Raw genomic sequence first — 26,727 nt, 5'->3', positions numbered from 1 at the left:
ATGAAAGATCGATCATCGAATGATCTAGATCAAGGCGTCGAGCGGCTGCGGACCGCCGCTCGAAGCACTTCGTCGGATGCGTTCCCGCTGTCGGCGGTCCAGCGGGGTGTGTGGTTCGGTCAGCAACTCAATCCGGCGGCGCCCATCTTCATTGCGCAGTACGTGGAACTGCACGGCGACATCGACCTCGACCTGTTGCGTTCGGCTGCGGTGACCGCGGCTCGTGAGTACGAATCGCCGTTCCTGCGTCTGGTGGACACCGGCGGAGAGCCGAGCCAGGTGGTCGATCACTCGATCGACACCTCGATCGAGTTGTTCGACTTCCGGCGGGAGCAGGACCCGCTCGGTGCGGCGCACGCGTGGATCGACCACGACTACGTCACCCCGATCCACTTGACGCGGGACCGACTGGTGGAGATGACCATCCTCCAGTTCGGCGACAGTGACTTTCTCTGGTACACGCGAATCCACCACGTCGCGCTGGACGGCTACAGCGGGATGACGATGCTGAACCGAGTGGCGGCCCTCTACACCGCCGCGTTCACAGGAGTCGAACCGGAACCGAGCCGGGCCCTCGATCTGCACGCGCTCTACGAGCTGGACCAGACGTACCGCTCGTCGAGCCGGTTCGAGGTCGACCGCGAGTACTGGGCAGAGCACGTCCGGGGGATCGAGGCGGGTTCCACGCTCGCACGCCGGGACGGCCCGGCAGCGGCCCGTAGCCGGCTGGAGAGCGCACAGTTGACGGATACGGCACTCGATCGGCTGAATTCCTCGGACGCCCGGATCGGCGCCACACCTGCGGCGCTTCTGATCGCGGGGTTCGCCTGCTACCTGTCGAGGATGACGGGCAGCCGCGACGTCCTGGTGACCATGCCGGTGTCCGCGCGCACCACTGCGTCGCTGCAGCATTCCGGTGGCATGCTCGTCAACGTCGCACCGCTCCGGATCACGGTCGACCCCGACGACACGGTCGCCGAACTCGTCAGGCGGGTGCAGCTGGAACTGATGGGCGCCCTGCGCCACCAGCGGTGCAGCGTCGAGGACATCCGTCGCGACGCCGGGCTGACCGGCGCGCGGGAGGGACTGTCAGGGCCCATGGTCAACGTGATGCTCTTCCGCCAGGAGATCACCCTCGGGCCGATCGTCGGCGAGTACCGCATCGTGACCTCAGGACCCGTGAACGACCTGCTGGTCAACATCTACCAGAGCGGCTCACCCGCCCGGGCCCTCGTCGACTTCCGCGGCAACCCCAACAGATACGGCGAGGCGGAGCTGCGCACCCATCACCGGCGCTTCGTCGAACTCGTCGAGGCACTGCTCGCCGCCGAGCCGACAGCGGTGCTGGCAGACATCCATGCGGAGTCCGCCCGGATCGGGGCGCGCATGCTGCGCGAGAACGACGAACTGGAGTTCTGGACGCAGGAACTGGCCGGACAGCCGGATTCGGTCGCGTTGCCGCGCGCAGGCCCCACGCGACCCGTCGGGACCGGACGGGGCTCGGTCACGCGCGTGCTCGACCGCGACCTGCACACCGCGGCCGCGGCGCTCGCCCACGGCCTCGGCATCGAGCCGTTCACGATGCTGCACACCGCACTGGCCGCGGTCCTGAGCCGGCTCACCGACACCGACGACATCGTCGTCGCCGCTCCGGTACCGGACCGGCCCGCCACCGCCCCCACCCGCAACACCGTGGCCCTGCGCACCCCGATCGACACCTCCGCCGCGTTCACCGCCCTGGCGCGCGAGACGGGCAGACGTGAGCACCGCGCCTTCGCGCACCAGGAGATCTCGTTCGAGCGGGTCATCCAGACGCTCGGCGCGCCCCGTCCGCGGGTGACAATCGACGTCCACACCACCGAGTCCGCCGCGGTCGCCCCGGAGACAACCGAACTCACGGTCGACCTAACCGAGCATTTCACCGCGCAGGGCACACCCGCCGGTATCGACGCGCGACTGACCTACGACAACACCGCGCTCGACGAACAGACCGTGACCTCGCTGATCGATCGGTTCGAGCGGCTGCTCGCCGGGGTCGCAGCGGATCCCGATCGGCCGGTGGGGGACGTACCCATCCTGACCGCCGCGGAGACAGCGGGGCTGACCCCGGTGGCGGGTCCGGCCGACGTCGCCCCGCGGACACTCGCCCGGATCCTCGCCGACGCGGTGGCCGCGAATCCGGACCACGAGGCGATCGTCGCCGACGGGCGCAGGCTCTCCTACCGTGAGCTCGACGAACTCGCCGACCGGCTGTCGAGGCGCCTGCTCGATCACGGTATCGGTCCGGATTCCGTTGTGGCCCTGGCGATCGCGCGATCGGTCGAAGCGGTGACCGCGGTATGGGCGGCGGCTCGTATCGGGGCCGCATTCCTGCCCGTCGACCCGAACTACCCGGCGGACCGGATCGAGTACATGCTCTCCGACTCCGGCGCCGCGCTCGGTCTGACCGTCCGGGCGCACCGCGGCCGGCTACCCGAGACCACCACGTGGTTGGTCCTCGACGACCCGATCGAGACGCCCGACCCCACGGCCTCCCTCGCCGCGGCGACCCGTCCGGCCCACCTCGACGACGTCGCCTACCTGATCTACACCTCCGGGTCGACGGGCCTGCCCAAGGGAGTGGTGGTGACCCATCGCGGGCTGGCGAACCTCGCCGCGGAGGAACGCGAACGGTTCGCGATCACCGCGGACTCCCGCACCCTGTCCTTCTCCTCGCCCAGCTTCGACGCGTCCGTGCTCGAGCTGCTGATGGCGGTGGGGTCCGGCGCGACGATGGTCGTGGCCCCGCCGGATGTGTACGGCGGCGTGGAACTGGCGGACGTCCTACGCCGTGAGCGGGTCACACACGCGTTCGTCACCCCCGCGGCGCTGGCGTCCGTCGACCCCGCCGGGCTCGATCATCTCGGGTGCGTGGTCACCGGTGGTGACGTCTGCCCGCCCGCACTGGTCCGGCAGTGGGCCGGCGCGGGTCGCCGGATGTTCAACGCGTACGGCCCCACCGAAGCCACCGTGGTCGCAGGCATCAGCGCCGAGCTGCGGCCAGGTGCCCCCGTCACGGTCGGCGGACCGTCTCGCGGGTGCGGTGAAATGGTGCTGGACCGGCGACTGCAGCCGGTGCCGGTTGGTGCGGTCGGGGAGCTGTACGTGACGGGCGACGGACTGGCCCGCGGCTACCGACACCGGCCGGGGCAGACCGCGGAACGCTTCGTGGCGGACCCGTACAGCGCCCGCGGCGGACGGATGTACCGGACCGGCGACCTGGTGCGGTGGATCGCTCGCACGCGCGACGGGACGCCCGACACGGCATCGCTCGAACTCGAGTACCTCGGGCGCAGCGACTTCCAGATCAAGATCCGCGGCTTCCGGATCGAGCTCGGCGAGATCGACAGCGTGCTCCTGGCGCATCCGAGTGTCGCGTACGCGGCGACCGCGGGGCACACCCGTCCCTCCGGCGACGTCGTGCTGGTCGGCTATGTGCTGCCCGAGGCAGGCGCCGAGATCGACGAGGCCGAGCTCCTCGCTCACGCCGCCGCGTCGCTGCCGGCGCACATGGTGCCCGCGACGATCGTCGTCCTCGACCGCGTGCCGCTGACCCCGGCGGGCAAGCTGGATCGGAAGGCACTGCCGGAACCGCACCCGGGCGGGACCACGGCCGACTACCGGGCGCCACACACCGCGACGGAGGAGGCGGTCGCGGCGGCGTTCGCGGACCTGCTCGGTTGCGCGCGGATCGGCGCCGACGACAACTTCTTCGACCTCGGCGGCGACTCCCTGGTCGCCACGCGGGTGATCGGACGGGTGAATGCCGCCCTGCCCGTACAGCTGAGCGTGCGCGAGCTGTTCGCGGAACCGACCGTCGCTGAACTGGCGCACCACGTCGACCGGATCCTCGAGGGCGCGGATCTCGGTCGGCCGGCGGAGGACCGGCCCGCGCTGGTTGCCAGGGACCGCCCGGACCGGCTGCCGCTGTCCCCTGCGCAACTGCGAATGTGGCTGGTGAACCAGTTCGACACCGCGTCGCCTGCCTACAACATCCCGTTCGCCGTGACATTGACGGGCGAGCTCGACCGTGCGGCGTTGCAGGCGGCGCTGGGTGACGTGATCGCGCGGCACGAGGCCCTGCGGACCATGTTCCCCTCCGACGCGCGTGGACCGCACCAGGTGATCGTGCCTGCGGCGGACGCGGCGGTGGACCTGACACCCGTCGTCGTGGACCCGGAGCAGGTGTGGGAGGCGGTCGCGGCGACGGCCGCCGACGGATTCGATGTCCGCGAACGGGTTCCGCTGCGAATCGTGCTGTTCCGGACCGGCTCGCGCCGACACGTCCTTGCCGTCGTGCTGCACCACATCTCGGCGGACGGGCAGTCCGCCGGGGTGCTGGCCCGTGACGTGGCGGTGGCGTATGCGGCGCGGGTGGCCGGGAGCGTGCCCGAGTGGGACCCGCTGCCCGTCCAGTACGCCGACTACGGCCTGTGGCAGCGCGAACTGCTCGGCGCTGAGGAAGATCCGGGGTCGCTGGCCGCCCGGCAGCTGGCGTACTGGGGTGACCGGCTGGCCGACCTCCCGGTGGCGATCTCGCTGCCGCACGACCGCCCCCGGTCGACGCGCCCGACCGCGTCCGGCGACCGGATCGAATTCGACGTCGACGCCGGGATCCACCGTGACCTTCTCCGAATCGCGCGCGGGTACGACTGCACGCTGTTCATGGTCCTGCACGCCGCGCTCGCGGTGCTGCTCGCCCGGCTCGGCGCGGGGCCCGACGTCGTCGTGGGGACGCCGGTCGCCGGTCGCGGCGAACCCGAACTGGACGAGCTGGTCGGCATGTTCGTCAACACGCTCGTGCTGCGCAGCGCCGTCCGGCCCGAGGCAACCTTCGCCGATTTGCTCGCGCAGGTGCGCGAGACCGACGTGGGAGCGATCGCCCACGCCGATCTGCCGTTCGAGCGGCTGGTCGACGAGTTCGCCACGGACCGATCTCCCGCGCACGCACCGTTGGTGCAGGTGCTGCTCGAGTTCCAGCACGGCGAGCCCACCACGGTGACGATGCCGGGGCTGTCCGCCGAGGCGGTCGAGGTGGATCCGGGTGTCGCCAAGTTCGATCTCCAGCTGAGCGTGCGGGAACAATTCGACGACTCCGGTCGCGCCGCCGGACTGTCTGCGGCCCTTCGGTTCGCGACCGACCTGTTCGACCGCGCCACGGTCGCCGGGATCGGGGACCGGTTGGTGCGGATCCTGGCCGCTGCCGCCGCCGATCCGGGCGCGGTGGTTGGCGACATCGAGATCACCGACGAGCAGGAGAGGTCCCTCGTCGCACGGGAGTGGTCCGGACGTGCGGTGCCGCCGACCACACTGCCGGAGCTGTTCGCACGCGCCGCGGCACGCGCCCCCGGCGCGTGCGCGGTCGTCGCAGGCACGGCCCGCATCCGGTATTCGGAGCTGACGGCGCGTGCGAACCGGTTGGCCCGCTTGCTGATCGGCCGGGGAGTTGGGCCTGGGTCACTGGTCGCGGTCGCGATGACGCGTTCGGACGACCTACCGGTCGCCCTCCTCGCGGTCCTCACCGCAGGCGCCGCGTACGTCCCCGTGGACGTGGACTATCCGGAGGATCGCATCGCCTACGTGCTCGCCGACGCCGCACCGGCGTGTGTCCTGGTCGACGGCGGCGCGAACGGTTCGGCCCTGCGCCGCACCGGCATTCCGGTTGTCGACCTCGACGACCCCGGAGTGACGACCACGATCGGCGAGCTGTCACCGGCACCGGTGACCGATGCCGACCGGACCGCGCCGTTGTACCCGGACTCGCTCGCCTACGTGATCTACACGTCCGGGTCGACCGGTCGGCCCAAGGGAGTTGCGGTCTCGCACCGCAGCGTGACCACGCTGTTCGCCAACACGGCAAAGTTGTTCCGATTCGGCGGCGACGACGTGTGGACGATGTTCCATTCGCATGCCTTCGATTTCGCCGTGTGGGAGTTGTGGGGTGCGCTGATCCAAGGCGGCACCGTGGTGCTGGTCGACCAGACCACGGCCCGCTCGCCACACGAGCTGCTGCAGCTGTTGCAGGACGAGGCGGTCACGGTCCTGTGCCAGACCCCGAGTGCCTTCCACCAGCTGGCCCACGCCGAGCGGACACGGGCCGACGCCGGGGACGCCGCAGTGCTGCACCTGCGGTACGTGATCTTCGGTGGGGAGGCGCTGGATCCGGGGCTGCTCGCTGAATGGTTCTCTCGCCGAGGGGACTCGGCACCGCAGTTGGTGAACATGTACGGGATCACCGAGACGTGCGTGCACGTGACCCACGGCCCGTTGTCCGGGGCGCCCGGGGCCCGTCGTCGAGCGTCGATCGGCAGCGCGTTGCCGGGGCTGCGGGTGCGCGTGCTCGACGAGCGGCTCCACGTCGTTCCGCCAGGTGTGGTCGGCGAGCTGTACGTGTCCGGCACCCAGCTGGCGCGGGGCTATCCACGTCTCGCCGGGGAGACCGCGGCGCGATTCGTCGCCGACCCGTCCAGGGAGGGCACCCGGATGTACCGCACCGGCGATCTGGGGCGGTGGCGGATGGACGGCACGCTCGAGTACGCCGGCCGCAGGGACCACCAGGTGCAGGTACGCGGCTACCGGGTGGAGCTGGGGGAGGTGGAGGCCGCGATCGCGGCCGCGTCGGGGGTGGCGTCTGCGGTGGTGGTCGCGGACGAGGGACCCGTCGGGATCCAGCTGGTGGGGTACGCGGTGCCCTACGGCGGCGCGGTCCTCGATCCGGACGAGGTGAGAGCATCCGTCGCGCAGTTCCTTCCTGGCTACATGGTGCCGTCGACGGTGCTGATCCTGGACCGCCTTCCGGTCACCGCGCACGGCAAACTCGACCGCGCGAGCCTGCCGGTCCCCGGTGCCGCCGCGCGCTCCTACGTCGCGCCGCGAAACCCGGTGGAGGAGATCGTGGCCGGCGTGATCACCGACCTGCTCGGTGTCGACCGGGTGGGTGTCGCCGACGGATTCTTCGTTCTCGGGGGCAATTCGCTGGTGTCGGCGCAGCTGGTGGCCCGGATCAACGACGCGACCGGCGCCGCGCTCGGCATCCGGGACGTCTTCGACGGACCCACCGTCGCCGAGCTCGCCCGGCGGGTCGGCGGGGAGGGCAGCGGGGTGCACCGATCGCCGCTGATCCCGCAGGCCCGGCCGGCGCGGATCCCGCTGTCCCCTGCGCAGCAGCGGATGTGGTTCGTCAACCAGTACGACACGCAGTCCCCGGCCTACAACATCTCATTCTCACTGCGGTTGTCGGGCAACCTCGACGTCCCAGCGCTGCGGGCCGCGCTGGGAGACGTCATCGCCCGACACGAATCCCTGCGCACGGTCTACCCGCTCACCGACGACGGACCGTGCCAGGAGATCCTGCCCGCCGAGTTGGCCGAGCCCGGACTCGAGGTCATCCGGGTACGCGGTGCGGACGACCTGCACGCCCGGATGTCTGCGGCGACGGCACGGGGCTTCGACGTCGCGGATCAGATTCCGCTGCGGGCGATCCTGTTCCTGGCCGACGAGACTGACAACGTGCTCACCGTGGTGCTGCACCACATCCTCGCGGACGGCTTCTCGCTGAACCCGCTGGCGCGGGACGTGGCCGCCGCGTATGCCGCGCGCCTGTACGGCGGCACGCCGCAGTGGCCGCCGCTGACCGCGCAGTACGCGGACTACACACTGTGGCAGCGTGAATGGCTGGGCAGTGAGGACGACGCGTCGTCCCCGCTCGCCCGTCAGCTCGACTACTGGACCACCACGCTTGCGGGCCTGGACGAGGTACTGGATCTGCCGAGCGACAGGCCAAGGCCCGAGGTCCGCTCGCAGTCCGGTGGGCGCGTCGCGTTCACGGTCGACGAAGACCTGCACCGGAGGCTGATCACCCTCGCCCACAGCCGCGATGCGAGCGTGTTCATGGTGGTGCACGCGGCACTGGCCACCCTGCTGTCCCGGCTCGCCTGCACCGATGACATCGCGATCGGCACCCCGATCGCGGGCCGCGGGGCCGCGGCTCTCGACGACATGGTCGGGATGTTCGTCGGCACCCTCGTGCTGCGGTGCGATCTCGGCGGGGCGTGCTCGTTCGGCGAGCTGCTGCGCCGGACCCGGGAGACCGACCTCGGCGCGTTCACGCACGCGGACATCCCGTTCGAACGGGTTGTGGAGGCGCTGGATCCGCCCCGCTCACACGCCCATACGCCGTTATTCCAGGTGATGCTCGAGTTCCGGAGCATCGCGCGGCCGGATCTCGCGCTGCCGGACCTTCGGGTGGAGGCGATCGATTCCGGCGACGTGCCCGCCATCTTCGACCTGCAGCTCACGGTGGCCGAGGAGTTCGACGCCACGGGTGGCGCAGCCGGAATCGCCGCCGGTCTGGTGTACGCCACCGATATGTTCGACGAGGCCACGGCGCGGACCTTCGCCGACAGGTTCGTGCGGATCCTGGAGGCGGTGACCAGGTCCCCGGACATGCCGGTGGCGGACATCGACATCCTTGATGATGCGGAGCGCACTGCGCTCACGACCGTGCAGGGTGAACCAGGCGCACCGCCGCGCACGCTGGCCGCCGTGCTCGCCGCAGGCGCGGCGATCGATCCGCATGCGCCCGCGATCCGGTTCGAAGGCCACGAGGTCTCCTACCGCGACCTCGATCGCGCGTCGACCAGGCTCGCCCGCAGCCTGATCGACGTGGGTGTCGGACCCGATTCCGTGGTGGCGCTCGGCATGCCGCGCAGCGCCGAGTACCTCATCGGCATGTGGGCGGTCGCGAAGACCGGGGCCGCCTTCGTTCCGGTCGACCCGGCGCACCCGGTGGACCGGATCGCCTTCATGCTGGGCGATTCGGGTGCCGTCCTCGGGCTGACGATCGCGCAGTCCCGGGACGTACTGCCCGACGTGCCGCGCTGGTGGACGATCGACGCCGACAGCCTCACCGGCGACCGCACCGCCGTCCCGCCGATCCGTGACACCGATCGGACCGCCTGGATGCGGCTCGACCAGGCGGCCTACCTGATCTATACCTCCGGCTCGACGGGAATCCCGAAGGGCGTCACGATCACCCACCGCGGACTCGCGCCGTTCGCCGACCACGTGCACAAGCGCTGCCGGACCACGCCCGACTCCCGGGCACTGCACTTCACGTCGCCCAGCTTCGATGCCTCGATCCTCGACTTCATCCTCGCGTTCGGTGCGGGAGGGACTCTGGTGATCGCGCCGCCCACCGTGTACGGCGGTGACGAGCTGAGGGAGCTGCTCGCGGCCGAACGCGTGACCCACTGCTTCATCACCCCGACGGCGCTCTCCGCGATGGAGCCGGCCGGACTCGACGACCTGGTGTGTGTGGTGGCCGGCGGCGAGGCCGTCCCGCCGGACCTAGTGGCCCGCTGGGCTCCTGGACGGCGGATGCACAACGGCTACGGTCCCACTGAGGCGACCATCGCGGCGAGCATCAGCGATCCGTTGACCCCGGGCGACACCGTCACGATCGGAGGCCCGGCACCGGGATTCCGCGTGCGAGTGCTCGACCGCAGGCTGCAGCCGGTGCCGGTCGGGGTGCTCGGCGAGCTGTACCTCGCGGGCCCGGCGTTGGCCCGCGGCTACCACCGACGTCCGGGGCTGACGTCCGGCCGGTTCGTCGCCGAACCCGGCGGGCCACCCGGCGAGCGGATGTACCGCACGGGGGATCTCGTGCGGTGGACCGCAGACGGTCAGCTGGTCTGCCTGCGTCGCGGCGATCGGCAGGTCAAGGTGCGCGGCAATCGCATCGAGCTCGGTGAGGTCGAATCGTCCTTGACGGCAGCCGGATCCGTCGGTCAGGCGGTGGCCGACGTGCGCGCGGTCGGGCAGCGGGGAGACCTGCTGATCGCGTACGTGGTGGCGGCCGCAGGGGCGGAGGTGGACACGGCGCGTCTGCACGAGGCCCTCTCGGCACGGCTGCCCGTCTACATGGTTCCCGCGCACATCGTGGTGCTGCCCGAGATGCCGATGACCGTGCACGGCAAGATCGACCGGACGGCACTGCCCACGCCCGATCTCGGGGCTGAGGTGTCGATCGGCCGGCCACCGTCCGGCGCGGCCGAGGAGAACCTGGGCCTGCTGTTCGCGGAGGTACTCGGCCTTGACGCGGTCGGGATGGAGGACTCGTTCTTCGCCCTTGGCGGCGACAGCATCATGTCCATCCAGTTGGTGGCGCGGGCGAAGGCGGCGGGGCTGTCCCTCACGCCCCGTGACGTGTTCGATCACCCGACCGTCGCCGGGCTCGCTACGGTGGCGGACTCGCGCGCCGTGACCCGGCAGGCGACACTCGAGGAGTTGCCCGGCGGCGGTGTCGGGGAGGTCCCGCTCACCCCGATCCTCGCGTGGATGCTCGACCACAGCGCCGGCCGGATCGACAGGTTCTCCCAGTCGGTGCTGTTGGCGCTGCCCGACGGAGTCGACCGGGTCGCGCTCGAGGTCGCGGTGCAGGCCGTGCTCGACAGGCACGACATGCTCCGGGCCCGACTGGGACGCGACAGTGGTACGGAGAGTGGCTGGAGGATGACGGTTTCCGCCGTCGGCAGCGTCACGGCCCGGGACGTGCTGACGCGGATCGAGGTGGATTCGGTGGACGACGCGGCGTTCGACGTGCGCGCCTCCGCCGCGGCGCAGGCCGCAGCCGACCGCCTGGATCCGGCGGCGGGCACGATGGTGCAGGTCGTGTGGTTCGACGGACCGTCCGGCACCGGACGGCTGCTGCTGGTCGTCCACCACGCCGTCGTCGACGGCGTGTCGTGGCGAGTGCTGGTACCGGATCTGGCGACCGCGTGGGCGCAGGCGTCGGAGGGACGGGTGCCCGAGTTGGCGCCGGTGGGCACGTCGATGCGCCGGTGGGCGCTCGCGCTGGAAGATGTTGCCCCTCAGCGGGTCGCCGAGCTGCCGATGTGGGAGCGGATCCTGGATGGCGACGACCCTGCGATCGGGTCGCGACCGCTGGATCCCGTACGCGATGTCGCGGCCACGAGCGAGGTGCTGACCGGCGAGGCGTCCCCCGAAGTGACCGAGGCCCTGATCTCCGCGCTGCCTGCGTCGCTCCGCGCCGACGTGCTGGACGGGCTGCTGACGGCCCTCGCCATGTCGGTGGTCCGCTGGCGCGCCGAGATGGGCGTCGATCGGTCCGACGTCCTGCTCGGCGTCGAGGGGCACGGGCGGGAGGAGTCGGCGGTGCCCGGCGCGGATCTGACCCGCACGGTCGGCTGGTTCACGACGCTCTCGCCGGTGCGCCCGGATCTGTCGTCGATCGACCTCGGCGAGGCGTTCGCCGGGGGAGCTGCTGCGGGTGCGGCGGTCAAGCTCGTGAAGGAGGAACTGCGGGCAATCCCGGATAGGGGGATCGGCTACGGGCTGCTCCGTGGGCTCGTAGGGGAATCGGGGGCGCGGGTGCGCGGGTGGCGCGAGCCCCAGATCGTCTTCAACTACCTGGGGAGGATCACCGCGGGGGCGGGCGACGATCCGCAGGCGTGGCTGCCCACCCCGCGGTACGGGCTCGGCGGCGCCCACGATCCGCAGATGCCCGTGACGGCCGTCGTCGACATCGCGGTCGGGTTCGTACCGCGGCCGGGAGGCGATGTCCTGCAGTCGTCCTGGACGTTCCCGAGCGAAGTCCTTGATTCCGCCGACGTGCACCGGCTCGTGGACCTCTGGCACAGCGCGCTGGGTGCACTCGGTGCCTACGCCCACACTCCCGGCGCGGGCGGGCTCACCCCGTCTGATCTCGATCTCGTCCCCCTCGACCAGGCGGCGATCGACGCCCTCGAGGCACGGCGACCCGGGTTGACCGACGTATGGCCACTGACCCCGCTGCAGTCGGGACTGCTGTTCCACGCCCGCCTCGCGGAGCGATCGGTGGACGCGTACACGGTCCAGCTCGTCGTCGATCTGCAGGGCCGGCCGTCGCCGGAGCGGATGCGCCGGGCCGCGCGGGCCCTGCTCGATCGCCACCCGAACCTGCGGGTGTGTTTCGTCGAGGACGACGCGGGGGAGGTGAACCAGGTCGTCGAGGGTCGTGTTTCGTTGCCGTGGAGTGAGATCGATCTGTCCGGCCTCGACGGGTCGGCGGGTCGGGAACGCTGGCGGGAGCTGCTCGCGGAGGATCGGTCGACGCCGTTCGTGATGGACCGCGCACCGCTGCTGCGCTTCACACTGGTCCGGACGGGAGCGGAGGAGCATCGGCTGCTGCTCACCCACCACCACATCCTGCTGGACGGCTGGTCGACACCGCTGCTGCTCGAGGAGTTGCTCACCCTGTACGCCGCCGACCGGGAGCCGACGTCGGCGCCGACGGGCGACTACCGCGACTACCTGACGTGGCTGACCGCGCAGGACCACGAATCCGGTGTCGCGGAGTGGCGCCGGGCCCTCGCGGGCACCGACGGGCCGACCCTGCTGGTACCAGGGGACGACAGCGTCGTGACGCAAGCGAAACCAGGGGAGGCGACGCTGACCCTGTCCGCCGAGGAGACCGTGGCGCTGGTGGCGGCGGCCCGGGAGCACGGGGTCACGGTCAACACCGTCGTGCAGGTCGCCTGGGCGCTGGTGCTCGGCGCACTGACCGGCCGCACCGATGTGGTGTTCGGTGCGACGGTGTCGGGCCGTCCCCCGCAGGTGCCCGGGATCGAGGCGATGATCGGACTGTTCATCAACACCGTGCCGGTCCGGATCTCGTTCGATCCCCGAGAAAGCGTCGGTGATCTGCTCAGTCGCGTGCAGACGGAGCAGGCGGCGCTGCTCGACCACCATCACATCGGGCTCGCCGAGATCCGACGGGAGGCGGGCCCGGGGGCGACGTTCGACACCCTGACGGTCTTCGAGTCGTACCCCGTCGACCGCTCGGCGCTCGCGCGCGACACCGACATCGCCGGCCTACGGGTGGCGGGTGTCGAGGGTTTCGACGCCACCCACTACCCGCTGACCGTGCTGGCGAGCGTGGACGACCGCCTGCGGCTGCTCCTGAAGTACCGACCGGACCGGCTCGACCCGGCCCAGGTGGACTCGATAGCCGATCGGCTGCGGCGTGCGCTCGCGACCGTGACGCACGAGACGGCGCACCCTGTCGCCCGGGTCGACCTGCTGTCCGGGCACGAGACCGCCGCGCCGATCCGTGGCGGCCCGGCGAGCCCGCCACTCCTGCTGCCGGAGATCCTCGTCGCCGCAGCCGCGATCCTGCCCGACGGTGTCGCGGTGGACTCGGTGGACGCGCGGCTGTCGTACCGGGACCTCGACGCGGAGTCGAATCGGTTGGCGCGGTATCTGATCGGTGCGGGGGCGCGGCCGGGCGCGGCGGTGGTGATCGCCCTGCCGCGTTCGGCGCGGTCGGTGACCGCCGTGTGGGCGGTGGCGAAGACCGGCGCGGCGTTCGTACCGGTGGATCCGACCTACCCGCGTGCCCGCGTCCAGCACATGCTCACCGACTCGGACGCCGCCGTGGGACTGACGCTCGCCTCCGACCGCGGCAACTTGCCGGACTCCGTGCACTGGCTCGTACTCGACGATCCGGGATGCGCGGCGGACCTCGCCGCCCTCCCAGCGGATGCCGTCGACGAGGCCGAGCGGCCGGGCGCCCTGCGCCTCGAAGACGCTGCGTACCTGCTCTACACATCGGGATCGACGGGCCTGCCGAAGGGTGTGAGCGTCACCCACCGCGGCCTGTCGAGCCTGCTCACCGCGCAGCGCGACCGCTACGTGATCCCGGCGACGGCGCGTTGCCTGCACGTGTGCTCACCGAGTTTCGACGTCTCGGTGCTCGAGCTGCTGCAGGCCGCCACGGCGGGGGCGTGCCTGGTGATCGCGCCGCCGCACGTGTACGGCGGTGCCGATCTGGGCAGCCTCCTGGGCCGGGAGCGGATAACCCACGTCTGCATCACACCGGCCGCGCTCGCCACCGTCGACCCCGATCATCTCGATGCCCTCGACGTGCTGGTCGTCGCGGGCGACGCCGTCGGTCCGGAACTGGTGGCCGACTGGGCGCCGGGCCGGACGATGCTCAACGGATACGGGCCGACCGAGTCGACGGTCCTGACGACGATCAGCGCACCCCTGGTGCCCGGGGCGAAGGTGCCGATCGGAAGCCCGGTGCGCGGCACCGACGTGTTCGTCCTCGACGACTTCCTGCGCCCGGTCCCCGCCGGGGTGCCGGGAGAGCTGTACATCGCGGGAGCGGGGCTGGCCCGCGGATACCATCGCCGGGCCGCGTTGACCGCGTCGCGATTCGTGCCCGCCCCGCGCGGCGCGCCGGGCGACCGGATGTACCGCACCGGTGACGTCGTCCGGTGGTGGCCGGACGGAACGCTCGACTACCTGGGCCGCAGCGACTTCCAGGTCAAGGTGCGGGGACTGCGCACCGAGCTCGGGGAGATCGACGCGGTCTTCGCCGCGCACCAGGCGGTCGGGTTCGCCGTCACGGTCGCGCGGCCACGGGAAGCAGGCGACCCGCTGTTGGTGACGTATGTCGTGCCGAACTCCGCGGACGGCGTCGACGTCGCCGCCCTGACGGACCACGCGGGCCTGTTCCTGCCGATGCACATGGTGCCGACGACGGTGATGGTGCTCGACGCGATACCGCTGACCCCGGTGGGCAAGCTGGACCGCGCCGCGTTGCCCGAACCGGATTTCGACTCGCTGACACCGCGATTCCGGGAGCCGGGCAACTCCACCGAGGCCGGTCTGGTCGCAGTGTTCGCCGAGGTGACCGGCGTCGAGCGGGTGGGAGTCGACGACGACTTCTTCACGCTCGGTGGCAACTCCCTCAGCGCGACGCGGGCCGTGGCCCGCATCAACCGCGCGCGCGGCAGCAGGATCGGGGTGCGGGACCTGTTCGAGTGCCGGACCGCGGCGGCGCTCGCGCCCCTGTGCGTACGCGCCACCGCACCGGCGGGCGACGAGCTGCGCACGGGTACCCGGCCCGACCGAATCCCGTTGTCGCCTGCTCAGGAACGCATGTGGTTCGTCAACCAGTTCGATCCGGCGTCGGCCGCGTACAACGTGCCGATGGTGTTGCGGCTCTCGGGCAGCCTCGACGCGCACGCCCTGCGGCGTGCGCTGGTCGACGTGGTGGAGCGTCAGGAATCGCTGCGGACGGTGTTCCCGTCCTCGGCCGCAGGCCCGTCCCAGGTGACGGTTCCCGCGCCCGGTGTGGTCGGCGACCTGACGCCGGAACCGGTTGCCGCGGACGGAGTGCCCGCCCGCGTCGCCGAGACAGTGCACCAGGGATTCGATGTGGCGCAGGAGGTTCCTGTTCGGCTGCGGCTGCTGCGCACCGCGGCGGACGACCACCTCCTCGTGCTGGTGGTCCATCACATCGTGGCCGACGGATTCTCGATCGGACCCCTGGCAAGGGATGTCGCGACGGCGTACGCGGCGCGGATCGGCGGCGGCGCACCGAACTGGGGGCCGCTGCCGGTCCAGTTCGCGGACTTCGCGGTGTGGCAGCACTCGATGCTGGGCTCCCGGGACGACAAGGATTCGCGCGTCGCCCGCGAACTCGCCTGGTGGGACGACCGACTGGCGGGGGCGCCGCCGGTGACCGGGTTGCCGCTGGATCGCCCGCGCGAGGTCCGGCGCTCGACGCGCGGTGGGCGGGTGGCGCTCTCGGTGGATCCCGGCGTCCACCGCGGGCTCGTCGAACTCGCCCGCAGGCACGATTCGACGGTGTTCATGGTGGTGCACGCCGCGCTCGCGGTGCTGCTGTCCCGCGTGGGAGCCGGACGTGACGTCGTGGTCGGAACCCCTGTCGCCGGGCGCGGCGAGGCCGAGCTGGACGATGTGGTCGGCATGTTCGTGAACACCCTGGTGCTGCGCACCGCGGTGGAACCGGCGGACTCCTTCGCCGCGGTGCTCTCCGGGACGCGGGATGCGGACCTGGACGCCTTCGCACACGCCGACGTGCCGTTCGAGCAGCTCGTGGAGCGGTCGGCGTCGGCGCGATCCACGTCGCACACACCGCTTTTCCAGGTGATGCTCGAGTTCCGCAACGTCGAGCAACCCCGCGTCCGGCTGCCGGGACTGACGGCCGAGGTACTCGACGTCGAGATGGGCGAGGCGAAGTTCGACCTCCAGTTCGGGATCGGCGAGCGGTTCGGCGAAGCCGGGGCCCCGGCGGGACTGACGGGCGAGCTGCTGTTCGCATCCGACGTGTTCGACGAACCCACCGCGACGGCGCTCGCGGCGATGTTCGGCCGCGTGCTCGCGGCCGTCGCGGCCGATCCGTACGCCCTGGTCGGGGAGATCGACGTCGCCGGTGTGCTCGCGCGCGAGGAGGCGGCGGAGCGCGCGTCCAGCCCGGTGGCGGCGGTGCCGTCAGATCTGACCCTGCCGGACCTGTTCGCAGCGGCCGCCGCCGCCGATCCGGACCTGGTCGCGGTGGTCGCCGCGGACGAGCGGATGACCTACCGCGAGCTCGACGCGCGGTCGAACCGGCTGGCGCGCTGGCTGATCGACCGCGGCATCGGCCAGGAGTCGATGGTCGCCGTGATGATGGGACGTTCCGCGGACCTGGTGGCCGCACTCGTCGGGGTCGCGCGATCGGGCGCGGCCTACCTGCCGGTCGACCCGTCGTATCCGGCGGCGCGCATCGAGTTCCTGCTGGGCGACGCGGCACCGGCCTGCGTGCTGGTCGACGCGAGCGTGCCGGTGGACCCGGTCGCCGGTACACCCGTGGTGCGTCTCGACGACCAGGACATGCGCGCGCGGCTCGACTCCCTGAGCGCAGCGCCGGTCACCGACGCCGATCGCACGGGCCCGCTGCACGCGGATTCCGTTGCCTACGTGATCTACACATCGGGTTCGACCGGAAGACCCAAGGGTGTCGCGGTGACGCATCGGAACGCGGTGACGCTGCTGACCGGCGCCCGCGCCGCGCTCGGCTTCGGCGCGGACGATGTGTGGACGATGTTCCACTCGTTCGCGTTCGACTTCGCGGTGTGGGAACTTTGGGGGGCCTTGGGGTTCGGCGGCCGGTTGGTCGTCGTCGGGCACGACACCGCGCGTTCCCCGGACGTGCTGCGCCGCCTGCTGGTGGCCGAGTCGGTGACGATGCTGAGCCAGACGCCCTCGTCGTTCTACCAGTTCGCCCAGGCCGATGCCGCGGCCGACGAGGGCACCCTCGCGCTCCGCTGGGTGGTGTTCGGCGGCGAGGCGCTGGACCTGGCCCGCCTCGCGGGCTGGGTCGAGCGGCACGGCGTCACCGCGCCTGCTCTGGTGAACATGTTCGGTATCACCGAGACCTGCGTGCACGTGACGTGGCGGATGATCGACGTCGCGGCGGTCACCGGGCCGCGTTCCACCGGATCGGTGATCGGTCGCGGACTACCGGGTGTGCGGGTGTGGGTGCTCGACGAGCGGCTGCGTCCCGCGCCGCTCGGGGTGGCGGGCGAGCTGTACGTGTCGGGCGCGCAGGTGGCGCGGGGATACCGGGGACGGCCAGGGCTGACCGCGGGACGTTTTGTCGCCGACCCGCTCGGACCCGCGGGGCGGATGTACCGCACCGGCGATCGGGCCCGCTGGACCTCGGACGGCGAGCTCGAGTTCCTGGGGCGCAGCGACTCCCAGGTCCAGATCCGGGGATTCCGGGTGGAGCCGGGGGAGGTCGAGTCGGCGCTGACCGCGGTTCCCGGCGTCGCGTCCGCGGTGGTGCTCGCGCGTCCCGGGCCTGCCGACGGCGCCGCGCGCCTGGTGGCCTACGTGGTCCCCGAGTCCGGTGCCGCCCTCGATCCGGCCTCGGTCACCGAGGCCGTCGCCCGTCGGCTGCCCGGATACCTGGTGCCGTCCGTGACGACGATCCTCGCGGAGTTCCCGATCACCGCGCACGGCAAGCTCGATCGCGCCGCACTCCCCGAGCCGCGGCCGGGGACCGTGGGCGGGAGAGCACCCGGCACCGGGACCGAACGCCTGCTTGCGCGACTGTTCGCGGAGCTTCTCGGTGTCGAGGCGGTCGGTACCGAGGACTCGTTCTTCGGGCTCGGCGGCGACTCGATCATGTCCATCCAGCTGGTGTCGCGGGCGAAGGCCGCGGGGGTGACGTTCACGCCGCGCGACGTCTTCGAGTGCCGCACCGTCGCCGGTCTCGCCGGTCTCGCCGAGCTCACCGGCGTCGACGACGTCGTCGTGCTACCGGAACTGCCGGGCGGCGGCGTCGGCGACGTCCCACTCACCCCGATCATGCGGTGGCTGCTCGAACGCGCGGGCACGGGCCGCGGTGGCGACTTCCGCCGCTACTCGCAGTCGGTTCTGCTCGCGGTGCCAGCGGGAATCGACCGCGACACCCTCACCCGTGCGGTGGGCGCGGTCCTGGACCGGCACGACATGCTGCGGTCCCGGCTGCGCCAGGACGCCCGCTCCGAGTCCGGGTGGCGGCTCGAGGTGCGACCGCCGGGGGCAGTGCCCGCCGACACGATCGTGCGGCAGGTCCCGCTCGACGACGTCGCAGGAGCGGACCATGCGACCCAGGACGCGGTGGAGGCGGCAGCCGACCTGCTGGACCCGCAATCCGGCAGCATGATCCAGTTCGTGCACCTCGTCGGGGGAGACGCGGCCAGGCTGCTCGTCGTCGCCCACCACCTCGCGATCGACGGGGTCTCGTGGCGGATCCTGATCCCCGACCTCGCGCTCGCCTGCGCGCAGGCCGCGGACGGCGCGGAGCCGGACCTACCGGCGATCGGCACCTCGATGCGGACATGGGCGGACGGGCTCGTGCGAGCGGCACGGGACCGCACCGGCGAGCTGGACCTGTGGCTGTCGACAGCCTCCCGAGCATCGGTGGGACGCGCTGCGGGAGAACTCGATCCGTCGGTCGACGTCGCGGGCACCCTCGAGCGCGTCGAGGTGGAGTTGCCTGCCGACGTGACCCTGGGCCTGACGACCACGGTGCCGCGGGTGTTCCACGGCGTCGTCGAGGACGGACTCCTCGCCGCGCTGGCCCTCGCTCTCGTGCACTGGCGGCGCGGCCGCGGCGTAGACACCGACGACGTCGTGGTGGCGCTCGAGGGACACGGCCGCGAGCCCCAGGTGGTGCCGGGCGCCGACCTGTCCCGCACGGTGGGGTGGTTCACCTCGATCTACCCGGTGCGGCTGGATCTGTCCGGCATCGACATCGACCAGGCCCGCGGCGGGGGAGCCGCCGCGGGTGCTGCGGTGAAGTCGGTCAAGGAGCAGTTGCGCGCCGTACCCGACCACGGGATCGGGTATGGCCTGCTCCGGTACCTCGACGACGAAGGCGGGGCCGGGCTGCGCGGGTTGCCCGAGCCGGAGATCAGCTTCAACTACCTCGGTCGGCTTGGCGGCGGCGAAACGCGCGGTGACGAAACCTGGCTTCCGGTCACGGAATCCGGACTGCGCGATGCGGTCGCGGCGGACATGCCGGTGGCGTTCGCGATCGACGTCAACGCGGTGACGGTGCCCGGTCCGGACGGCCCGCGGATCAGGGCGACGTGGTCCTTCCCGCGCCGCGTGCTCGATGGCGCGGACGTGGAACGGCTCGCGCAGGGGTGGATCGTTGCCGCGCGGGGAGTGGTCGAGCAGGCGAGCGCGCCGGGTGCGGGCGGGCGGACACCGTCGGATCTGGGCCTGGTGCACCTGGACCAGACGGCCGTCGAGCGGTTCGAGGCCCGGTTCCCGTCGCTGTCCGACGCGTGGCCACCGACACCGATACAGCGCGGCATGTTCTTCCATGCCGAGCTCGCAGGCGCCTCGGTGGACGCGTACCTGGTGCAGCTCATCCTCACGCTCGGCGGCGAGGTGGACTCGCTGCGTCTGCATCGTGCGGTCCAGGGTCTGCTCGACCGGCACCCGAATCTGCGCACGGCGTTCGTACGCGCGCCGGACGGGGAGGCGGTACGGATCGTCACCGGCGAGGTGTCCGCGCCGTGGACGGAGACCGACCTGCGCGGGTTCACCGAACCGGCGGCATCGGATCGGTTCGGTGAGATCCTGGCCGAGGACCGCACCCAACCGTTCGACATGGCATCGCCGCCGCTGCTGCGGATCGGCCTGGTGCGCATGCCCGATGGCACGATTCGGCTGATCCTGACCAACCACCACATCCTGCTCGACGGGTGGTCCACGCCGCTGCTGCTCGAGGAACTGGTCGTCCTCTATGCGACCGACGGCGACACCTCCACGCTGCCGCGGGTGCGGCCCCACCGCGACTATCTCGCATGGCTCGCGGCGCAGGACCGGCCTGCGGCGCTGCGTGCGTGGGCCGACGCCTTCGACGGGACGGACGAACCCACCCTGCTGGTCCGCGACGGGTCCACGGCGACAGCGCAGTCCGCGCCGTCGCGGGACATGCGGTACGAGCTGGACGGCCCGGCGACCGAGCGACTGCGCGCCCTCGCGCACGAGCGCGGGCTGACGCTCAACACCGTCTTCTCGGTCGGGTGGGCGATCGTCCTCGGCCTCCTCACCGGTCGCGACGACGTGGTGTTCGGCGCCACCGTGTCCGGCAGGCCCCCGCATGTGCCCGGCATCGAATCGATGATCGGACTGTTCATCAACACCGTGCCGGTCCGGGTCCGACTCGATGCCGCGGAAACCCTTGGTGCGTTGCTGGATCGGGTGCAGGCGGAGCAGGCATCGCTGCTCGATCATCATCACGTCGGGCTCACCGATGTCCAGCGCGCCGCGGGACCGGCCGCAGGCTTCGACACGCTGACCGTGTTCGAGTCCTATCCTGTGCGCAGCGCGCTGTCCGCGGACGCCGACATCGCGGGGATGCGACTGCAGGGCGTCGAGGTCCGCGACGCCGCTCACTACCCGTTGAGCGTGGTCGCGTCCGCGACCGACCGTCTGCGCCTGACGATGAAGTTCCACCCGGACCTCCTCGACCGGACCGCTGTCGATGCTGCCGCCCGCCGGCTGCTGCACGTCCTGCGCGCGATCGGTGACGATCCCCTGCGGCGCCTGGCCGGACTCGACCTGCTGACCGCCGACGAACGCCTGATGCTGGCGCCGGTACGGGGCGGCCCGCGCAGCGCCGACCGGACGCTCCCGGAGATCCTGGCGGAGGCGGCCGCCCGCGGTCCAGAAGCGGTCGCGCTGGTCGCCGGCGGACACGAGGTCACCTACGCGGATCTCGACGCTCGGTCCAATCGCCTGGCGCGCGCACTGATCGACCGTGGAGCGGGACCGGAAACCTCTGTGGCGCTGGGTATACCGCGCTCCGTCGAGTCGGTGCTCGCGGTGTGGGCGGTGGCGAAGACCGGGGCAGCGTTCGTCCCGGTGGACCCGGACTATCCCGCGGAGCGGGTCGAGCACATGCTCGCCGACTCCGGCGCAGGCGTCGGGCTGACCCTTGCGGCGCATCGGCACCGGCTGCCCGACACGGTGCCGTGGCTGACGCTCGACGACCCCGGCTTCGCCGCGGACTGTGCGTCCCGTCCGGCGGCGCAGGTGACCGACGCCGAGCGCACGACGCCCCTGCGGATCGACCATCCGGCGTACCTGATCTACACCTCCGGTTCCACCGGCCTGCCCAAGGCGGTCACCCTGACCCATCGGGGCCTGGGGAACTATGCCGACGAGCAGCGGGATCGGTGCGCGGTGACCGCGGAATCCAGGACATTGCACTTCTCGTCGCCCAGTTTCGACGTCTCGCTGCTCGAGTACCTGCTGTGCTTCGCCGCGGGCGCGACCATGGTGATCGTGCCGCGCACCGTCTACGGCGGCGCGGATCTGGCCGCGGTGCTGAAGGACCAACGCGTCACCCACGCCTTCATCACGCCTGCCGCCCTCGCCTCGATCGACCCGGCGGGGCTCGAAGACCTGCAGTGCGTGATGGTCGGCGGCGAGGCGTGGCCACCGGAACTGATCGCGGACTGGATGCCACAGCGGCGCATGGTCAACGGGTACGGGCCGACGGAGACCACGATCGTGGTGAACATCGAGGACTGCGTGCCGGACGTCGCGCCGATTTCCCTTGGCAGCCCGATCCGCGGCGTCGCCGAGATGGTGCTCGACGCGCGGCTGCAGCCGGTGCCTGTTGGCGTCGAGGGGGAGATCTACATCGCCGGTCCCGGCCTGGCCCGCGGATACCACCGGAGGACGGGCACGACCGCCGGACGATTCGTTGCCGACCCGTTCGGCGCGCCCGGCGAGCGGATGTACCGCTCCGGCGATGTCGGGGCGTGGACCGCGGAAGGGAAGCTCGAGTACCGCGGGCGCAGCGACTTCCAGGTGAAGGTCAGGGGCTTCCGCATCGAACTCGGCGAGATCGACGCCGTGCTCACCGCGCATCCCGACGTCCGGTTCGCGGCCACCCTCGGCCGCCCCGGGCCGGGCGGCGACACCGTGCTGGTGTCCTATGTGGCCCCCGTCCACGGCCTGGACATCGCCGTCGACGACCTCCGGGCACGGTTGTCCGAGCGGGTCCCCGATTTCATGGTGCCTGCATCGATCGTCGTGCTCGACGAGATCCCGCTCGGCCCCACCGGGAAGCTCGACCGGCGCGCGCTGCCCGACCCCGGGTTCGGCCACACCCCGACGGCGTTCCTGGCGCCGACCAATCCCGTGGAGGAGGCGGTGACCGAGGTGTTCGCGACCGCCCTCGGGGTGGACCGCGTGGGGATCGGCGACGACTTCTTCGAACTCGGCGGCAACTCACTGTCCGCAACGCGCGTGGTCGCCCTGCTCCGGGAGACCCTCGACGTCGATCTTGGGGTCCGCGCGCTCTTCGCGGCGCCGACCGCGGCGGCACTCGCCCAGCGCATCGAGCATGCGGAGACGGGGGCGTCCGGTCGTCCCGCGCTCGAGGTGCTCGAACGACCGGAAGTGATCCCGCTGTCCGCGGCGCAGCAGCGGATGTGGTTCATCAACCAGTTCGACCCGGCGTCGCCCGCGTACAACGTCCCGCTGGTGGTGCGCCTGTCGGGTGCCCTCGACGCCCCGGCCCTCGACACCGCACTGGCCGACGTGATCGACCGGCACGAGTCGCTGCGGACCGTCTTCCCGACCGGACCGGACGGGCCGGTTCAGGAGATTCGCCCTGCGGCCGAGGCGGCGCCCGACCTGCGGCCGGTACCGGTCCGGGACGAGCACGAGCTCGCCAGGCGGATCCAGGCCGAGGTGTCCGCGGGGTTCGACGTCACCGCCAGGGTGCCGGTCCGCGGCGCGTTGTTCGAGCTCGGTGCCGACGAGCACGTCCTGGTACTGGTGGCGCACCACATCTCGGTGGACGGGCTCTCGATGGGTCCGCTGTCCCGGGACCTGGTCCGCGCGTACGCGGCACGGGCGGCGGGCCGCGCGCCCGAGTGGTCGCCGCTCGCGGTCCAGTACGTCGACTACACACTGTGGCAGCGCCGGCTGCTCGGCGACGCGGACGACCCGGGGTCGGTGGCCGCGCGGCAGCTCGACCACTGGACGTCGACCCTCGCGGGGGCACCGGACCTGCTGGGCCTGCCGACGGATCGACCGCGCCCGTCCCAGCAGTCGTTCCGCGGTGCGCGAACGGGTTTCGCGATCGAACCGCAGCTGCACCGCAGGCTCGAGGAGTTCGCCCGGCGGCACGGGACGAGCGTGTTCATGACCGTGCACGCCGCGCTCGCGGTGCTGCTGAGCCGCCTCGGCGACTCCGATGACATCGTGATCGGCACGCCGGTCGCGGGCAGGGGAGAAGCGGCGCTCGACGACCTGGTCGGCATGTTCGTCGGGACACTGGCGCTGCGCACCCGGATCGATCCCGCGCAGTCGTTCGCGGATCTGCTGGCCGCCGTGCGGGAGGTGGACCTCGGCGCCTTCGCACATGCCGACCTCCCGTTCGAGCGGGTGGTCGAGGCGCTCGACCCGCCGCGATCGACGGCGTACTCACCGATCTTCCAGGTGGCGTTGGAGTTCCAGAACGACGCGCGGGCCCGCCTCGATCTGCCGGGCCTGACGGTCGAGGGCCTCGCCACGCCCTCCGGTGTGGTGAAGGAGGACCTCGAGTTCGTGCTCGCCGAACAGTTCGACGACTCGGGCGCCCCGGCCGGCATCGCCGGGAGCATCGAGTACGCGACGGACCTGTTCGACGCCGCCACGGTGCGCGGTGTCGCCGAACGGTTCCTCCTGGTCCTCGAATCCGCGCTCGCCGATCCGCACGGCGCGGTCGGCGACATCGGGATCCTGCGCGACGACGACCTGCGCGACCTCGCCCCGGCGCACGGCGGCCCTGACGCCACGGAGCTGTTGTTCCCCGAGCTGCTGGCCAGGGCCGGGCGCGACCCCGATGCGGTCGCGGTCTCCTGCGACGGCGTCGAGGTCACGTACGGGGAGCTGGATCGGCGGTCGAACCGGCTGGCGCGGATGCTGATCGGCCGCGGTGCCGGTCCGGAACGCTACGTCGCGCTCGCCCTGTCGAGGTCGCTCGAGTCGGTGCTCGCGGTGTGGGCGGTCGCGAAGACCGGGGCGGCGTTCCTGCCGGTCGACCCGGGCAACCCGGCCGGGCGGATCGAGCACATGCTCGGCGATTCCGGCGCGGTGCTGGGAGTGACCGTCGACGAGACGCGGAATCGTCTGCCCGACGACGTCGACTGGGTGGTGCTCGACGATCCCGACACGACGGAGGTGGTCTCGGTCATGTCGGACGCGTCGATCGTCGATGCCGAGCGGATCGGCCCGGTACGCGTCGACCACCCCGCGTACCTGATCTACACCTCCGGGTCGACCGGCGTCCCGAAGGGCGTCGTGCTCACCCACCGGGGTCTGGCGAACCTCGCCGCCGAGGAGCGCATCCGCCTCGATGTCACCCCGGATGCCCGCACCCTGCACTTCGCGTCCCCGAGCTTCGACGCATCGGTGTTCGAGATGGTGATGGCGCTGAGCGCGGGCGCGACCATGGTGGTGGTCCCGCCGCACGTGCTCGGGGGCGCGGAGCTGGCCACGGCCCTCGAAACCGGTCGCGTCACACACGGATTCGTCACCCCGACCGCGCTGGAGTCGGTGGATTCCGGCGGACTCGACGCGCTCGGGGTCCTCGTCGTCGCCGGTGAACCGTGCACCAGGGAACTGGTGGCGCGGTGGTCGCCGGACCGCACGATGCTCAACGCGTACGGCCCCACCGAGACCACGATCATGTCGAACATCAGCGGCCCGATGGCCGCGGGTGCCACGATCACGCTCGGTGGTCCGATCCGCGGCGTGTCCGAGCTGGTGCTCGACGCGCGCCTGCACCCGGTGGCACCCGGTGTGGTGGGGGAGCTGTACGTCGCGGGGTCGGCCCTCGCCCGCGGTTACCACCGTCGGCCCGCGCTGACTGCCGACCGGTTCGTCGCCGACCCGTTCGGCCGGCACGGCGAGAGGATCTACCGCACCGGCGACCTGGTCCGTCGACGGACCGACGGCACGCTCGAGTACGTCGGCCGCAGCGACTTCCAGGTGAAGGTCCGCGGCTTCCGCATCGAACCCGCCGAGATCGACGCCGTGCTCGCCGCGCAGCCTGGCGTCGGGTTCGCGGTGACGATAGCGCGCATCGGACCGTCGGGCGACACGCTGCTGTGCTCGTATGTGCGCGCGAGCGGGGACTCGCACCTCGCGCCCGACGAGCTCCGGCGCGCTGCGGCGCAGCGACTTCCGAGCCACATGGTGCCGGCCTCGGTCACGGTGCTCGACCGGATCCCGTCGACGCCGACGGGCAAACTCGACCGGGACGCGCTGCCGATGCCGACGTTCGCGTCAGTCGCGTACCGAGAGCCTGCCGGTCCGGTGGAGTCGGCGGTCGCCGACGCGTTCGCCGCGGTGCTGGGGGTGGAACGGATCGGCGCCGACGACAGCTTCTTCGACCACGGTGGCAACTCGCTGGCGGCGACCCGCGTGGTCACCGAACTCCGTGAACGGCTCGGACCGGAGATCTCGTTGCAGATGCTCTTCCTGGATCCGACACCGGCCGGGATGGCAGGCCGGATCGGTACCCCGGCCGTCGCAGGTGTCGAGGACGCGCTCCGGGTGGTGATCCCGCTGCGCGGCACCGGAACCGGCCGCCCGCTGTTCTGTGTCCATCCCGGAATCGGGTTGTCGTGGGGGTACGCCGGACTGGTCCGGTACATCCCCGCCGAACGACCCGTGTTCGGCCTGCAACTGCCCGCGATCACCGGCGGTCCCGGGTACGGATCGATCGAGGAGCTCGCGCGGCGGTACGTCGACGAGATGCGCGCGATCACCCCCGAGGGGCCGTACGACCTGCTCGGTTGGTCCCTCGGCGGCGTCCTCGCGCACGCGATGGCCGTCGAGCTGCAGCGCCGAGGTGAGTCCGTCTCGACGCTGGCGGTCATGGACAGCTACCCGGACGACGGCTCGGACCCCCTGCTCGGGCGGCTCGAGATCGCGGACCTGCTGCGTGGCCTCGGGCTGGATATCGGTGCGCCCGAGCGGCATCGGGATCTGACCTACGACTCCGCGGCGCGCATGCTGGGCGAGTTCCTCGGCAGTCCGGGGATCACCGCGGCGCACCTCGAGCGGATCAACGACGGATACGCGAACTCGCGGCTGCTGGTGCAGCGCTTCGTGCCCGCCGTGTTCGACGGCGACCTACTGGTGTTCCCGGCGCAGCGCGGGCAGGACGGGGGAGCCGACCGGTCGGCGCAGGAATGGCGGCCTCTCGTGACGGGTCGCATCGAGGAATACCCCGTCGACTGCGGGCACAACGAGATGATCGAACCGTCGTCGCTGGCCGCGATCGGTCCCGCGCTCGCCGCCCGCCTCGGACGTCGAACCTGA

At 71.7% G+C, this 26,727-nt stretch carries 1 protein-coding gene; it reads left to right on the top strand.

Features of this window, described 5'->3' with window-relative positions; genetic code table 11:
* Positions 1–26,727 carry a non-ribosomal peptide synthase/polyketide synthase gene (locus ACWFRB_RS04045; protein ID WP_452639008.1) on the top strand — a complete coding sequence of 8,909 codons (26,727 nt, stop codon included), beginning with the start codon at positions 1–3 and terminating at the stop codon, positions 26,725–26,727.

It is taken from the genome of Rhodococcus sp. NPDC055112 (genome assembly GCF_053607505.1).
This window is presented reverse-complemented; position numbering and strand designations above follow the sequence as displayed.

Excerpts from the sequence above, each read along its gene's own strand:
- ACWFRB_RS04045 (WP_452639008.1), top strand. The coding sequence starts at position 1 with ATGAAAGATCGATCATCGAATGATCTAGATCAAGGCGTCGAGCGGCTG.